Genomic DNA, 16,315 nt, shown 5'->3' with positions numbered 1-16,315 from the left:
CCCTACAGCCGGTCGACCGCCTTGAAGGTCCCGTCCTTCTGGATCACCGTCAAGAACACCTTGGGGGGCGTGTCGAGGGCGCGCGCGCCGACGGTGACGATGCTGCCGCTGATGTCGAAGCGTCCGGTATCTTTGATCGCGCGCAAGAGGCCCGCGCGGGTCGGGTTCGGTCCGGCTTTTTCCAGCGCCGCTGCGGCGAGACGGCCGGAGAGATAGCCTTCGAGCGATACGAAGTCCGGTGTCAGCGTCGGATCGAACGCCCGCTGGGCCGCCTGATAGTCGGCGACGAGCTTGATCGAACGATCCCAGGGAAACGGCACGACCTGCGCGACGACGACGCCCTCGGCGTCCGGGCCGAGCTCCCTGGCGAGCGCAGTGGCGCCGACGAAGGAGATGTTGACGAAGGTCGGATAGACGCCGTTGCGGTGCGCGAGCTTGATGAACTCCGCGCTCGGACCGTAAGTTCCGACCATGACGATCGCCTCGGGTTCGGCGCGCTTGATGGTGCGCCAGGCTGTGGTGACCGCACGGGTGTTGCGCTCGAAGGTGCCTTCGGCGGCGAGTTCGAGCCCGCGCCTGGCAAGGGCGTTCTTCACGCCGGCGAGCCCGTCGCGACCGAACGAATCGTCCTGGTAGAAGATGCCGATCCGGGTGAAATGGCGATCCTCGGTGAGGTGCTTGACGAGGGTCTCGGTCTCCGCGCTGTAGCTTGCACGGATGTTCACGACGTTCGGCAGTTCGAGGTCGCGCAGGAATTCGGCGCCGCTGAATGGTCCGATGAAGGGGATGTTGCGCGCGCTCGTCAGGGGGATGGTCGCCATCGCAGTCGGCGTGCCCACCGCGCCGATCAACGCGAACACCTTGTCGTCCTCGATCAGCTGCAGGGTCTGCGACACCGAGCGGTCGGGATCGTAGCCGTCATCGCGGCTGATGAGCTGGAGCTTGCGGCCATGGACGCCGCCCTTGGCGTTGATCTCGGTGAACGCCGCGACGATGCCGCGCCGCATGTGCTGTCCGAGCATGGAGGACGGGCCTTCCAGCGCCGCAGCCTGGCCGAACAGGATCGCATCCCCGCTGACACCGACCTCGTCGCCTCTCGCCGGCAGCGTTGCCGCCGCGAGCAACGCGGCGGCAAGCGCCGTGCCTATCGCTGCGCGCGGTCGTTTCATGAAAGAGCTCGCCGGATCCATGCGGCTACGATAGGTCCGGGGGCTGAACAGCGCGCTAACTATCGCCGAGCCAGCGATCCGTAGGATTCCGGGTAAATGCGGCAATCGGCTACCAGATTCCTCCAACGCACAGGTCAATCGTTAACTAAGCCTCCCGATGCTCGGCCTGACGGTTCCAATGTTGTGCAGTTCTTAACCGCGATCCTTGTCCGATAGCTGCCACGGTGGCTCAACCCTAAGTTCGGCCGCCGCGCCGAGGGGACGTGTGGGATCGAGATGGGCGATCGCGATCAGATTGATCTGGATCGAAGGCGTATGACCGGACGGGGGCGTGTTGCGTCGCTGCTCGGGCTGTGTCGTCCTGCGCTGGTCGCGGCTGCCCTCGGCCTGCTGTTCTCGCTCGCGGGCGCGGCTGCGGTCGCGCGCTGGGAAGACCGCGTCAACAAGATCGAGTTCGAGAACGCCGCCGAAACGCAATCCATCGTCATGCAGAACGGCATGAACGAATATATCAGCCGGCTCGAGGCGCTGCGAACCCTGTTCGAATCCTCCAACGAGGGGGTCACGCGCAGCGAGTTCGAGACGTTCAGCGGCCGGCTGTTCGAGCGTTATCCCGGCTTGCTGCGGATCAGCTGGTTGCCGCGGATCAGCCGCAACGAGCGGGCCGAATACGAGGCCGCCGCGATTGGCGACGGCGTGTCCGGCTATCGGATCAAGACGCTCGACGGCAACGATCTCGCCACCGCGCCGCAGGGCGAGGAATATTACCCCGTCTTCTATTCGACGCAGCCGAAGACGTCCCCTGTCTACGGCATCGACTACATGAGCATGCCCGGGCGCAGCGAGGTGCTTGCGCGCGCCCGCGACGACGATCACATCACCGCGATCCGCACCGAGCTCTACGATCGGAACGGTGCCGGTCAGCTGCCGAACGTGCTGGTGATCGTTCCCGTCTATGCCAAGGGCACGTCGCGCGACACCGTCGCCGATCGCCGCCGCAACATCTCCGGCTTCGTCGTCGGCATCTTCGACCTGCCTCTGCTGATGCAGGCCATCCGCCTCAGGACCGGAGCGAGCCCCGCCGTCAGCGTGAACGTCTATCAGCCCTTCAGCGCCCGCATCGTCAGCCTGGAGGACCTGCTGCCCGACTACGCCTCCGTTTCGGCCGCGCCGCAATCGATGCGCGACGTCGCGCGCGGCCGGCACTGGTCGGGCGGCCTCAAGATCGGCGATACCGACTGGCAGGTGCGGGCGGTTCCCACCGCCGGCGGCCCACTCGAGACGACCTATGATCGCGCAGGCGCCGTGCTGACCGTCGGCATGCTGCTGACGCTGTCGCTGTCGACCTATCTGATGCTCGCGAGCCGCAACTCGCGGCGGCTGTCGCTGGCCAACCGGCGCGTGCTGGAGCTTGCACAGACCGACGTGTTGACCGGATTGCCGAACCGCGCCTTCTTCCTCGGCCGGCTCGACGAGCTCAACAGCCGCCTGACGGAGGGCGGCGCGAGCTTCTCCATCCTGATGCTCGATCTCGACCGCTTCAAGAACGTCAACGATTCCCTCGGCCATGGTGCCGGCGATGCGCTGCTGCGCCTCGTGGCGCAACGGCTGAAATCCGCGATACGCGCCACCGACGTGCTGGCGCGGCTCGGCGGCGACGAATTCGCCATCATCCAGGAAGGCTCCGAGGACCAGCGCGCCTCTTCGACCGAGCTGGCGATGCGGATCGCCAGGCTCGTGGCGGAGCCGTTCCCTCTGCCGGGTCATCGGGTCGAGATCGGCACCAGCATCGGCATCGCGATCGCGCCGGATCACGGATGCGACCAGGAGCAACTGCTCAAGAAGGCCGACCTTGCGCTCTACCGCTCGAAATCGGCGGGCCGCAACTGCTTCACGATCTATGACGAGGCGATGTCGGCCGAGCTCGAGGCACGCAACACGCTGGAGGGTGATCTGCGCGACGCCATCGCGCGCTGCCAGCTCGAGGTGCACTATCAGTCCTTCATGGATGCAAGCACCGGTGCGCGGCGCGGCTTCGAGGCGCTGGTGCGCTGGCGGCATCCGGTGCGCGGGCTGATCCCGCCGGATCAGTTCATCGCGCTCGCCGAGGAGACCGGGCTGATCGTGCCGCTCGGCGAATTCGTGCTGCGCCGTGCTTGCGCCGATGCGGCGGCCTGGCCGTCAGACCTGATGGTCGCGGTGAATCTGTCGCCGATCCAGTTCAAGGAAGCCGATCTGTTCGAGGTCATCTGCGCCGCCTTGCGCGATTCCGGCCTGTCGCCGCAGCGGCTCGAGATCGAGATCACGGAGTCCGTCCTGCTCGAACGCGGCACCGAGAACCACGCCTTCATGGAGCGCCTCAAGAGCATCGGCATCGAGCTCGCGCTGGACGATTTCGGCACAGGCTACTCCTCGCTGAGCTATCTCACTGCGTTTCCGTTCGACAAGATCAAGATCGACAAATCCTTCATCCGCAACCTCACGCATCAGCCGCGCTCTTCGGCCATCATCTCCTCGATCGTGACGCTGGCGCGCGGGCTCGACATGTCCGTCACGGCCGAGGGCGTCGAGACGCAGGACGAATTCGAGCGGCTGAAGGCGCTCGGCGTCAATTTCGCGCAAGGCTATCTGTTCGGCCGCCCGCTGCCGATCGACCGGATCGAGCTTGACGGGTCCGCCGCGGGCTCGCAGCGCGACGCGGCCTGAGCGAGACGCTCGAGGGGCATTCGCGAAAATCTCTTGACCCGCCCGCGCCCGGATGGTCCGAAGGATCGTCCAGGGATGAAATAAAGAAAAATGCGACTTCCGTTCTTCTACGGCTGGGTCGTGGTTGCCGTGACGTTTGTCACCATGGCCATCGGCGTCAATGCGCGCACCTCCTTCTCGCTGTTCTTTCCGCCGATCCTCTCCGAATTCGGCTGGGAGCGCGGCGTCACCGCGGGCGCCTTCTCCTTCGGTTTCGTCGCCTCGGGCGTGGCCAGTCCGCTGATCGGCCGGCTGATGGATCGCGCCGGACCGCGCGCGGTGATGGAACTCGGCGTGGTGCTGATGGCCGGCGGCCTGCTGCTCGCGCCGCTGACCAGCCAGCCCTGGCATCTCTACCTGACGATCGGCGTCATGGTCGGTGCCGGCTCGGTGTGTCTCGGCTATTCCGGCCAGTCGCAGTTTCTGCCGAACTGGTTCATCCGCAAGCGTGGCTTTGCCATCGGCATCGCCTTTGCGGGCGTTGGCATTGGTTCCATGACGCTGCTGCCATGGGTGCAGCACCTGATCGAGCAGGCTGACTGGCGCACCGCCTGCACCGCAATGGGGCTGATGATCCTGATCGTGCTGGCGCCGATCAATCTGCTCCTGCACAAGCGTCCCGAAGATATCGGCCTGCAGCCGGACGGCGATGCCGCACCGGCCGCGGGGGCCGCGAAGCCGGTCTCCAACATCGTCGATCCGGTCTGGGTCGCCACCGACTGGACGTTGCGGCGGGCGGTTGCGACCGCGCGCTTCTGGTGGATCGCGCTCGGCTATTTCTGTGGTCTGTACATCTGGTACGCCGTGCAGGTGCACCAGACCAAATTCCTGCTCGACATCGGCTTCAGCCCTGGTGTTGCGGTGTGGGCGCTCGGTGCCGTCAGCCTGCTTGGCATTCCCGGCCAGATTTTGCTCGGTCATGTCTCCGACCGGATCGGGCGGGAATGGGTCTGGGCGATCAGCTGCGCCGGCTTTGTGATCTGCTTCTCGGCGCTGATCGCGCTGAAGTACCAGCCCTCGGTCTGGCTGGTCTGGCTGATGGTGTTCGCGCAGGGCGCGCTCGGCTACGGCCTCACCTCGATCATGGGCGCGGTGGTGTTCGAGATCTTTGGAGGGCGTCACCAGGGCAGCATCTTCGGCATGATCATGCTCGCGGCGCTGGCGGGCGGGGCAGCCGGCCCTTGGCTGACGGGCCTGCTCTACGACCGGACCGGCGACTACACGCTCGCCTTTGCCATCGCCATCATCGTCAGCCTGCTCTCGGCGCTGTCGGTCTGGCAGGCCTCGCCGCGCCAGGTGCGGGCTGTGGCCGGCCGGCTGCACCGGCTTCAGGCCGCAAAATAAAGCGTTCTGGAGCGAACTGGATACCGGTTCGCGTCGGGAACAGAGCTAGACGGCAGTTCCTCCTGCACCGCATTACCGCTGCAGCTTTCGCGGAATGTTAAGTATGTCGCGGCTTGGCGGGACACGAGGGCGCAGCAACAACGTCTTGGACACCATCGAAGCATAGCTTGGGGCCGATTGCCGTATCTTCCCGATGTTGCCGGGTCCAACGATGCCTGCCTCCGACGCCCCCGTGACCGAACTGCCGGACGTACTTCGCGCCGCGCTTGAATGCGCCGACGATGGCATCGTCATTGTCGACGCCGCGCATCGCATTACCCATTTCAACGCCGGCGCGGAGCGGATCTGGAAGCTTGCGCGTGCCGACGTCCTTGGTCACGACGCCGCAATTCTCACTCTCAAATGCCTTCAGGCCGATCCGGTCGCGGATTTTCGCGACGAGATCAGCCTGGTGCGGCGCGACGGCAGCCGCATCAAGGCGGCGATCACGCTGTCTTCCGTGACTGTCGGCGGCGCGGCCCATCACATCGTGTTCGCGCGCGACGTCACCGCGGATGCCGAGCGCCGCGTCAGGATCGGGTTGCTTCACGCCGTCTCGGACCAGACCAATCGTGCAGTCATCATCGCCGACGTCGAACAGAGGATCGTCTACGTCAATTCGGCGTTCACCGCGCTGTTCGGCTACACCAGCGCCGAGGCCGAAGGACGCCACGCGCGTGAGCTCATTGCCGGCTGCCATACCGATACCAAGGCCGTAGCCCGCCTGGTCAAGCGCCTGATGCATGATGGCCGCCGCGGCGAAGCCGAGGTGCTGGTCTACGACAAGGACGGCGAGGAGATCTGGGTCAGCGCCCGTCTCGACGTCTTCCGCGACAAGAAGGGACAGGTCAAGCATATCTTCGCCCTGCTCGAGGACATCACCGAAAGCCGTCAATTGCGCTCGCTGCAGCAATTGATCATGAGCGCGCTCGCCGACGAGGTGCCGATCAGCGACATCGCCGACCGGCTATGTCGCCGCGTCGAGGAGATCGCGCCCGACGTGGTCTGCTCGCTGCTCCATGTCGACGCCGCCGGCTTGATTCATCCGCTCGGCGGCCCGAGTCTGCCCGAGGACTATTCGCGTGCCTTGGACGGCATCGCGATCGGCCCCAGTGTCGGCTCCTGCGGCACCGCCGCCTTCTATGGCGAACCGGTGCTCGCGACCGATCTCGATACGGATCCGCGCTGGCAGCCTTACAAGGCCATGCCGCTGGCGATCGGCCTGCGTGCCTGCTGGTCGACCCCGGTCAAGGCCAAGGACGGTCGTGTCATTGCGACGTTCGCCTTTTATTATCGCGAGCCGCGCGCGCCGAGCAACTGGCACCGCCGCATCGTCAATGCCTGCGTCGATCTCGCCGCCTTCGCGATCGAGCGCAAGGAGGCGCGCGCCGAGATCGCGCGGCTCGCCTATCACGACATCCTCACCGGCCTGCCGAACCGCGCGCAGTTGCGGCACTTGATCACGACCGCGATCGACGCCTGTCCGACCGGCGGCCATGTCGCGCTCGCCTTTCTCGACGTTGATCATTTCAAGGACGTCAACGACACGCTCGGCCACGCCGCCGGCGACGAGTTGCTGATCCAGCTCGCGCAACGGCTGCGCGATCAGATCGGGCCCGATGACATGCTGGGCCGGCTCGGCGGCGATGAATTCGTCATCCTGCTGCCGCACCGCAATGCCGAAAGCGCCGAGCGCGTCGCGGCCGGAATCACGGAAGCGCTGGCCGCGCCCTTGCGGCTCGGATCGAAGCTGATGCCGATGTCGGCCAGCATCGGCATCAGCCTCTATCCCGACCACGCCACCGACATCGACACGCTGATGCAGCAGGCCGACGCCGCCATGTACATGGCCAAGCAGGCCGGCCGTTCGACCCACCGCATGTTCAGTGCGGAGATGAACGGGCTCACCGAGCAGCGGCTGGCAATGATCGCAGCGCTCCGGCGCGCCATCGCCGACAATGGGCTAAGCCTGTTCTATCAGCCGCAGATCCGCAGCTGCGACGGCGCCATCCACGGCGTCGAGGCGCTCGCGCGCTGGCACGATGCCGTGCTCGGCGACGTCTCGCCGGCAAAGTTCATTCCGCTCGCCGAGGAGTGTGGTCTGATCGAGCAGATCGGCCTGTGGTCGGTGCGCGAGGCCTGTCGGCAAATGGCGACCTGGCGGCGCGCCGGGCTCAACATTCCCAGCGTGTCCGTGAACTTGTCGCCGCTCAATTTCCGCAACGTCGCGCTGGCCGCGCGGCTGCAGGACGTCCTCACCGAATACGCGCTGCCGCCGGATGCCTTGATGCTGGAGATCACCGAAGGCACCTTCATGCAGGACGGCGCGGCGGCGCTGGAGACGATGCATGCGATCCGTGAACTCGGCGTCGGACTTTCGGTCGACGATTTCGGCACCGGCTATTCCAGCCTCAGCCGGCTCGCGCATCTGCCGATCCGCGAATTGAAGATCGACCGCAGTTTCATGCGCGACATTGAACGTGACGCGGGCGCGCTCGCGATCGCCACCGCCGTGGTGCGCGTCGGCCAGGGTCTTGGGCTGACCGTCGTTGCCGAAGGCGTCGAGACCGAGGGCCAGCGCAAGATGCTGGCCGGGCTCGGCTGCGACGTCGTGCAGGGTTTCCTCTACGCTCCCGCGCTCGCGCCCGTTGCCTTCGAGCGCTGGCTGATCGAGCACTGCGCCGAGCAGGCCAAGGCGATGCTGCGCCGGCTCGATGTCAAGCCGGCAGTGCGCGACGCGGCGAAGCGGTCGGCGTAAGCATATCTAACGTCTGTCTAACGGGCGCGATGGCATTGATGCCAACATTTGCCAGCGCTGAGGTTCTGTCGTGGAAGGACGTGGGACCGGCCGAACTTGGGGCGACTATTCAGGAAGCGGAGCGCGCACTTCCGCAATATGAGATGGTCGTAGAGAACTCCGACCGCCGCCAAGCGAGATTCCAGTTGTGGATGGCTCCCCACGCTGGCAAGATCGAGCATATTGCCGGATTTTATCGGAGCATGTTTCATGAAATTGATTGCCGCCGGGTGCGCCGGATTGTTGCTGGCTGTGTCGTCCGGAAATGCCGCTGAACTCAAAACGTTTGCCACGATAGCGGTGGAATCGACGTTCGAGGATATGGTGCCGAAGCTCGAAGCGGCCACCGGCGACAAGCTCGTTATCTCCTGGGCAACGGCGGCGATGCTGTCCAAGCGTGTGCAAGACGGCGAGGCGGTCGATGTCCTGATCCTGACCAAGCCAGCGCTTGAAGGCCTCGCCAAGGATGGCAAGGCTCAGGTTCAGCCGGACTCGGTGTTTGCAAGCACAGGCATCGCAGTCGCCGTCAAAGGCGGAGCCGCGAAGCCCGACATTTCAACGCCGGATGCTTTCAAGCGGGCACTGCTGGAGGCAAGATCGGTGGCGTTCAGCGACCCCGCAACCGGTGCTGCGAGCGGTGTCTACATTGCGAAGCTGATGGAGCGGCTGGGCATCGCTGACGAGATCAAGCGCAAGACGAAATATCCTCCAGCCGGAGGCTTTGCGGCGACCTTGTTGGTAAATGGCGAGGCCGATCTCGCGATCCAGCTGGAACCCGAGATTGTTTCGGTTCAAGGCGTTGAAAAGGTCGGCAGCCTTCCGGCTGAACTGAACAACGTCACGGTTCTGGCGGCGGGCCTGGGCAAGGATACCAAGAACGAAGAGGCAGGACTGCGGGTGATCAAGTACCTGCACTCACCTGAAGCGGTTGCCGCCTTCAGGGCTCACGGTGTTGCACCGGCAGCAAACTAGTCGTCCGCAACTCAATCCGTCCCCAGCCCCGTGCGCCGCCGCAAATCCGTGATCGCGCGCAAAAAACTGTCGGCCGGCGTCGTCTCGGGATCGATCAGCCGGTGCAGGCGAAAGCCGTCTTCGAGGGCGAGCACGACCGAGGCCATCCATGGCGGGTTCAGCCTCTCGCCGTTGCCGCTGTCCTTCAACGTCGCCTCGACGATGTCGGCGATCAGCTTGCGCCGCGCGCGCAGCCGCTTCGCGAGCTCCGGCCGGCGCTTCTCGGCCCGCGCGACGAACAGGATCATCTCGATATGCAGCAGCGGCGAGCGGGTGAGAGGATCCTGCCGGCCGCGATCCATCGTTTTCAAGGCCGCGATGAAATCGTCCAGATTCCTGTGCTGCGCCAGGATCTCCATGTTGCGCCGGATCGATTGCTCGACATGGTCCTCGAGCATGGCGAAAATCAATTCGTCCTTGCTCGCAAAGTTCGAATAGAACGCGCCGCGGGTGTAGCCGGCTTCCGCCGCGATCGCCTCGATGCTGGCGCCGGCGATGCCCTCCTGCTCGAATACGCGCGCGGCCGCCTCGAACAGCGCCTCGCGCGTGTCGTCCCTGGTCGGCCTGGTTCTCACCCTTGACATCGGGCCAGTTTACGGCACAATGCAACTCGATACAACAATGTATCGAGTTGACAAGCTCGATCACGTCTTCGCAAGGGATGGTTACGCTGGAGCGTCGCGGCTGCGATCAGCGTATCGTGTCATGCGGCAAGCAAGGTGAGGTCACCATGAACGAGCAAGTGCAACCCGCTGGTGGGCCGCTGTTCAATCCCCTGTCGCCGGACTTCATCCGCGATCCCTACCCGCATTACGAGCGGCTGCGCACGCTCGATCCCATCCATGTCACGCCATTCGGCCAGTTCGTCGCCAGTCGTCACGCCGATGTCAGCCTGGTGATGCGCGACAAGCGCTTCGGCAAGGATTTCGTCGAGCGTACGATGCGCCGCTACGGCCCCGACATCATGAAGGAGCCGGTGTTCCGCAGCATGGGGCACTGGATGCTGCAGGCCGATCCGCCCGATCACACCCGCCTGCGCGGCCTCGTCGTGAAGGCATTCACCGCCCGCCGCGTCGAGGACATGCGGCCGCGCATCCAGGAGATCGTCGACCAGACCATCGATGCGGTGATTGACCGCGGCCATATGGACCTGATCGAGGATTTTGCCTTCCGCCTGCCCGTCACCATCATCTGCGAGATGCTCGGAATCCCCGAAGACCATCGCGAGGTCTTCTACAAGAGCTCGCGCGACGGCGGCCGGCTGCTCGATCCGGTGCCGATGACGCCGGAGGAGATCGCCAAGGGCAACGCCGCCAACATGATGGCGCAGATGTATTTCCAGCAGCTGTTCGAGCTGCGCCGCCGCTCTCCCGGAGACGATCTCACCACCCAGCTGGTGCAGGCCGAGGAAGACGGCAACAAGCTCAGCAACGAGGAGCTGACGGCGAACATCATCCTATTGTTCGGCGCCGGCCACGAGACCACGGTTAACCTCATCGGCAACGGCTTGCTCGCGCTGCATCGCAATCCGGATCAGCTCGCGCTCCTCAAGTCGCGGCCGGACCTGATGGTCAATGCGATCGAGGAGTTCCTGCGCTACGATTCGTCCGTGCAGATGACCGGCCGCGTCGCGCTGGAGGAGATCGACGATCTCGGCGGCAAGAAGATCCCGAAGGGGGAAACCGTGCTATGCCTGCTCGGCTCGGCCAATCACGATCCGGCGGTTTACCCCGACCACCCCGACCGGCTCGATATCACGCGCCCGAACGTCAGGCCGGTGTCGTTCGGCGGCGGCATCCATTTCTGCCTGGGCGCTCAATTGGCGCGCATCGAGGCCGAGGTCGCCATTGCCACGCTGCTGCGCCGGTTGCCGGATTTGCGCATCGACGACGTCGAAAACCCGCAATGGCGCCCGACCTTCGTGCTGCGCGGCCTGAAGCAGCTTCCGGCGAGCTGGTGAGGGCTGTGTGTACGGCTCGTGAGCAGGGCCTGGCGCATTAACCTCCGCGCGCAACAGTCGCTGTGACTTCGCCACACTTCCCCCTATATAAGGGGCAGTTCCGGCGCGCCTGAAGCTTGGTTTGTCAGCTTGGGTTTGACCCGGGTGCCGGCTTGGCCGAGGGGAGACCCGTGCAGACGACGCTGCTCGGATTGGCGATTGCCTTTATCTTGGCGCTGCTGGCCGCGCTGATCGGGCCGTATTTCGTCGACTGGAACCAGTTTCGGCCCCAGTTCGAGGCGGAGGCGACCCGAATCATCGGCGTGCCGGTGCGCGTCGCGGGCGAGCTTGACGCGCGGCTGCTGCCGACGCCGACGCTGCGGTTGCGCTCGGTCACCTTCGGCGGCAACAACGATCTCGGACGGCTGCGCGCCGACAAGCTCGACGTCGAGTTCAGCCTGGGCTCCCTGATGCGGGGCGAGTGGCGCGCCACCGAGCTTTCGGTCGGCGGCATGGCCGTGGATCTCGGCCTCGACGCCAAAGGCCGGGTCGACCTGCCGTCCACCGCGAGCGGCACCTTCAACCTGGCATCGCTCGCCATCGAGCGGCTGAACCTCACCGGCCGCGTTGCCCTGCATGACGCGGCCAGCCGTTCGACGCTGGAGCTCAACGACATCGTGTTCTCCGGCGACGTGCGTTCGCTGGCCGGCGCGGTGCGGGGCGACGGCAATTTCACCGTCGCCGGCACGCGTTATCCGTTCCGGGTCTCCTCCGGTCCCAGCGCCGATGGCAGCGCCACCCGCCTGCACCTCAACATCGACCCCGGCGAGCGGGCGATCCTGGCCGATCTCGAGGGCGTCCTCGCCTTCGACAACCGCCAGCCGAAATTCGACGGCGCGCTGACGCTGGCGGTGTCGCCCGCGAAGAAGCCGGGGGAGGCGGGGTCGTCGCCCTGGAAGCTCACCGCAAAGCTCAAGGCCGATCCCGCCGGCGCCAAACTCGACCAGGTCGACGCGAGCTTCGGCGCGGAAGACGCCGCGTTCAAGGTCGGCGGCGTCGGCGACCTCAGGTTCGGCGCCTCGCCGCAGCTTCGCGCGGTGCTGTCGGCGCGGCAGGTCGATGCCGACAGGCTCGCGGGGCGCGACGATGCCGAGCCGCTGCGGATCTTGCCGGCGCTGCGCGCGGGACTTGCCGCCATCCCGCAGGCGCCGATCCCGGCGCAGATCGAGTTCAACGCCGACCAGATCATGCTGGGCGGCCGTCCGCTCCAGAACATCACGACCGAGCTTCAGACCGATGGCCGGTCCTGGACCTTCCAGCGCTTCGAGCTGCGCGCGCCCGGCATGACGCAGCTCTCGCTCAACGGCGCAACGCCCGGCGCCGACAGCTTCAGCGGCCGTCTCAGCGTCGAGTCGTCCGATCCGGACACGCTGGTGGCCTGGCTGCAGGGCCGCAACGAGATCATCAGGCGCAGCACGCGGCCGCTGCGCCTTGCCGGCGACGTGACCATCGCTGCCAATCATCTCGCCATCGACAAGCTGAAGGCCGACATCGAAGGCGGCGCGGTCGAGGGCCGCATCGCCTTCGTGCAGACCGGCGCCAGCAAGGGCTCGCGCATCGATGCCGACCTCAAGGCGGACCGGCTCGACCTCGATGCCGCCGCGAGCTTCGTCCGCGCGCTTGCAGGTCCAAAGGGCGAGTGGCCGGAGGAGGCAAAGCTCTCGCTCGACATCGGTCGGGCGATCTCGGCGGGACAGGAGCTGCGGCCGTTCGCGGCAAAGCTCGGCTACGGCCCGACCTCGCTGTCGCTGGAGCAGTTGCGGTTCGGCCAGGCCAGCGGCGTGACCACGGAAGCCTCAGGCAATTTCGATCGCACCAGGGCCACCGGCAAGCTCGCGCTGAAATCGTCGGCCAATTCGCTGCGTGATCTCACGGCGCTGCTGGAGCCGATCGCGCCGGCGCTGCGCGCGCGCTTCGATGCGATACCCGTCTTATCAGGCGCGACGCGCCTGACGCTCAACCTCAGCCTCGACAAGAACACCGAACATGCCGATCGCAGCGATGCGCGCGCCATGGTCGAGCTCGACGCGCCGCAGCTGAAGGCCAGCGCGACGCTCGCCGCGCAGGCGCCGGTGGCCGCGGTCAACGGCATCGACATCGACAAGCTGCGCGACAGCGACTTCACGCTGGACTCGAAAGTCTCGACGCCGCAAGCCGCTTCGCTCACGGCGCTGCTCGGCCTCGATCGCATCGTGGCCGCGGGCGAGGGCGCCTCGCAGATCGAGGGCAGGCTGAGCGGTGCGTGGCGCAGGCCTTTGCAATTGAACGCAAAGCTCAGCGGCGGTGCCCTGGATGCAGATGCGCAAGGAAGCGTCGACTTGTCGGCACCGGAGCCGAAGGCGAACGTCAATCTGCACCTACGCAATGCCAATCTGGCGCCGCTGTTCGGGACCGCTCCGGCCGACAAATCAGCGCAGATTGTCAGCCTGTCCTCCCGCCTCATGCTATCGGGCAGTCGCCTGACCCTCGACGATCTCGACAGCACCGCTGCGGGCTCGCATCTGCGCGGTCATCTCGCGGTGACGCTCGATCAGGACGTCGACGGCGAAGTCGGGCTCGACACGCTCGATCTGGCGCCAGCGCTCGCGCTGGCCGTGGGCGCCGCCGGGCATGACAGTGGCGAGCCGCTGAGCGCGGGCCTCATCAGCGGCTGGCGTGGCCGCGTCGCGTTCCAGGCCTTGCGCGGCAGCCTGCCTGGCGGAATCGAGATGCGTCCCTTCAGCGGCACGCTCCGCAGCGACGGCCAGTCGCTCGCGCTCGATGCGCTCAAGGGCGGCCTCGGTGGCGGCGAGATGACCGCAAGCCTCGATGCGCGCAACGGCGGTAGCGGTCTGGCGCTCAATGCGCATCTCGATCTCGCCAATGTCGATGCGGCCTCGCTGCATTATCGCGATTTGGCGCTGCCGAAGGGGCGCATCTCGGCGCAGATGACGCTGACGAGCCAGGGCCGCAGCGTCTCGGCGCTGACGGGTGCGCTCGCCGGCAACGGCACGGTGACGCTGGACTCGGCGGAGATCGGCGGTCTCAATCCGCGCGCCTTCGAGGTCGCGATCCGCGCCAGCGACGGCGGGCAGGTGAGCGACGACATCAAGCTGCGTCAGCTGGTCGAGCCGGCGCTGTCGGCGGCTCCCATCACGATCCCCTCCGCGCAGATCGCGTTCACGATCCGCGATGGCCGGCTGCGTGTCGGCGCAACACCGCTGGAAGCGAAGAACGCGCGCGCCATCGTCTCCGGCGGTTACGACATTCCAGCCGACCAGGCCGATATCCGCGCCAGCCTGACGCCGATCATGACCGGCCTGTCCGGCGCGCCGCCGGAGATCCAGCTGTTTGCGGCAGGTCCCCCCGACAAGCTCAGCCGCTCCGTCGATCTCACGCCGCTGTCGTCGTGGCTTGCGGTGCGCACCATCGATCGCGAGACGCGGAGGCTCGATGCCATCGAGCGCGGCGAGCCGCCACCGGCGACCGCCGCGTTGCCGACGCTGGTTTCGCCCGAGCCTGGACCCGAGCCATCGCTGACCGACGTGCCCATGCCCGGCCGCGATCCGCGGCGCGCGCCGCAAAAGCCCAAAGCTGAACCCAAGGCTGAACCCAAGGCTGCGCCGACGCCGAAACCGCCGCTTGCCGCGCCTGCGGTGCCGAGCCCACCGCTGGCAAGTCCACCTCTGGCAAGTCCACCTCTGGCAAGTCCACCCCTGACACGTCCACCCCTGACAAGTCCACCGCTGGCAAGTCAGCAGGCCGCGCCCTTGCCGCCGCCGATCGAGGTGAGACCGGCGCCCGGCCCCCCGCCCGCAAAGCCCCGGCCGAAGCCGCCGCTGGTGCTGACGCCGCAGAATCCGTAGGGCGATGTGCCCACCTCGCCCCAGCGGGCAGAGGCGAGAACCTTACGCCCCGGTAACCACGCTCGCTCGCATTTGAACGAATTCTCGTCGGCAAAACTGATGTGACGGTTTTACTGGATTCTCGCGTTTGATCCCTAGCGTTGGCCCCTGAGGAATTCGAAAGTCCTGCCCGCACAGGCAGGAAGGCGCCAACGAAATTCCAAGAATTGGGGTTAGCGAGATGGACGGAGCGAAAACGCTTCTACAGGATCTGGACGACGCAATCGCGCGTGGCACCGACGAAAGCCGGGCGAAGGCGTTGTGGCATGCGACCGATCTTCTGATCACCGGTCGCTACGTCGACGACGAGATCAGCATGTTCGGGGAGGTCATCGGCCGGCTCGCCGACGAGATCGAGGTTGCCGCGCGGGCGCAGCTCTCCGAATTGATGGCCGGCTGCGATCACGCGCCGCTCAACGTCATCGAGAAGCTCGCGCTGGACGACGAGATCGAGGTCGCCGGTCCCGTGCTGCGCGACTCCGCCAGGATCGGCGAGAAGGTGCTGGTCGAAAGCGCCATGACCAAGGGTCAGGCGCATCTGCTCGCGATCTCCCAGCGTGAAGCGATCGGCGAGGCCGTGACCGATGTGCTCGTCAAGCGTGGTAACCAGGAGGTTGTCACCTCGGTCGCCAGGAACGAGGGCGCGCGCTTCTCCGGCTCGGGCCTGCTGCACATGGTCCGCCGCGCGGAGGGCGACTCGATCCTTGCCGAGCAGCTCGGCCTGCGCAAGGACGTGCCGCGCCACATCTTCCAGCAGCTCATCTCCAAGGCCTCGGAAGACGTCCGCCGCCGGCTCGAGACCGAGCGCCCCGAGATGATGGCGCAGATCCAGAGCTCGGTGACCGACGTCACCGGCGATCTCCAGTCCAAGTTCGGTCCGTCCTCGCGCAGCTATTTCGTCGCCAAGCGCGTGGTGACGACGCAGTACCGGCAGGGCAATCTCAACCAGGTCTCGATTTCGAACTATGCGCGGCAGCACCGCTTCGACGAGGTGCAGATCGGCCTGTCGCTGTTGTCGGCGCTGCCGGTCGACGTGATCGAGCGCGCGCTGATGGACCGCAACCGCGAGATTCTGCTGGTGCTGTGCAAGGCGCTCGACTTCTCCTGGGATACGACGATGTCGCTGTTGTTCCTCGGCGCCAAGGATCACCTGATCACGGCGCGCGAGCTCCACGACAACGAGCGCGATTTCGGCCGGCTCAAGATCGAGACGTCACGCAGCATTCTGAAGTTCTACCAGTCGCGCAAGAACAGCGCCGGCGCCGATCCCGCGACGGGTCGTCAGCCTGAGCTCCAGGTTCACTGAGCGGGAAATCGAGGGAGTACT

9 protein-coding genes are annotated in these 16,315 nt (G+C 66.0%); 7 read left to right on the top strand and 2 right to left on the bottom strand.

The window, feature by feature from the left end; all coding sequences use genetic code 11:
* Positions 1–2 precede the first annotated feature (2 nt).
* Entirely contained in the window at positions 3–1,169 is a 1,167-nt protein-coding gene (locus G8O24_RS32585; RefSeq protein WP_188106544.1) for an ABC transporter substrate-binding protein, read from the bottom strand.
* Positions 1,170–1,484: 315 nt separating this feature from the next.
* Between G8O24_RS32585 and G8O24_RS32580 the strand changes: the two genes are divergently transcribed.
* The 4 genes from G8O24_RS32580 (at position 1,485) to G8O24_RS32565 (ending at position 9,066) form a co-directional block, all read left to right on the top strand.
* Positions 1,485–3,875 (top strand): bifunctional diguanylate cyclase/phosphodiesterase, encoded by a 2,391-nt coding sequence (locus G8O24_RS32580; protein WP_244646113.1) that lies wholly within the window; start codon positions 1,485–1,487, stop codon positions 3,873–3,875.
* A gap of 90 nt (positions 3,876–3,965) precedes the next feature.
* Complete coding sequence (locus tag G8O24_RS32575) at positions 3,966–5,258, top strand: MFS transporter (RefSeq protein ID WP_188106540.1); 1,293 nt, start codon at positions 3,966–3,968, stop codon at positions 5,256–5,258.
* Positions 5,259–5,469: 211 nt separating this feature from the next.
* On the top strand, positions 5,470–8,055 hold the full coding sequence (locus G8O24_RS32570; protein ID WP_188106538.1) for an EAL domain-containing protein: 2,586 nt from the start codon (positions 5,470–5,472) through the stop codon (positions 8,053–8,055).
* A 249-nt stretch (positions 8,056–8,304) separates the two neighbouring features.
* Positions 8,305–9,066: a molybdate ABC transporter substrate-binding protein gene (locus G8O24_RS32565; RefSeq protein WP_188106536.1), complete on the top strand. Its 762-nt coding sequence runs from the start codon at positions 8,305–8,307 to the stop codon at positions 9,064–9,066.
* Between the two features lie 11 nt (positions 9,067–9,077).
* Here G8O24_RS32565 and G8O24_RS32560 read toward each other — a convergent pair whose 3' ends face one another.
* The gene (locus G8O24_RS32560) at positions 9,078–9,689 is read right to left on the bottom strand and encodes a TetR/AcrR family transcriptional regulator (RefSeq protein WP_188106535.1); all 612 of its coding nucleotides are present in this window, start codon (positions 9,687–9,689) and stop codon (positions 9,078–9,080) included.
* 146 nt (positions 9,690–9,835) lie between these two features.
* Between G8O24_RS32560 and G8O24_RS32555 the strand changes: the two genes are divergently transcribed.
* From G8O24_RS32555 to G8O24_RS32545, 3 genes are all read left to right on the top strand, one after another.
* On the top strand, positions 9,836–11,065 hold the full coding sequence (locus tag G8O24_RS32555) for a cytochrome P450 (protein ID WP_188106533.1): 1,230 nt from the start codon (positions 9,836–9,838) through the stop codon (positions 11,063–11,065).
* 170 nt (positions 11,066–11,235) lie between these two features.
* Positions 11,236–14,949 (top strand): AsmA family protein, encoded by a 3,714-nt coding sequence (locus tag G8O24_RS32550; protein ID WP_188106531.1) that lies wholly within the window; start codon positions 11,236–11,238, stop codon positions 14,947–14,949.
* Positions 14,950–15,169: 220 nt separating this feature from the next.
* A complete protein-coding gene (locus tag G8O24_RS32545; RefSeq protein WP_188106530.1) occupies positions 15,170–16,294 on the top strand; it encodes a DUF2336 domain-containing protein in 1,125 nt (374 codons plus the stop codon).
* The last annotated feature ends 21 nt before the right edge of the window (positions 16,295–16,315 follow it).

Origin of the sequence: Bradyrhizobium campsiandrae (assembly GCF_014529705.1) — a bacterium.
GTDB classification, from domain to species: domain Bacteria; phylum Pseudomonadota; class Alphaproteobacteria; order Rhizobiales; family Xanthobacteraceae; genus Bradyrhizobium; species Bradyrhizobium campsiandrae.
This window is presented reverse-complemented; position numbering and strand designations above follow the sequence as displayed.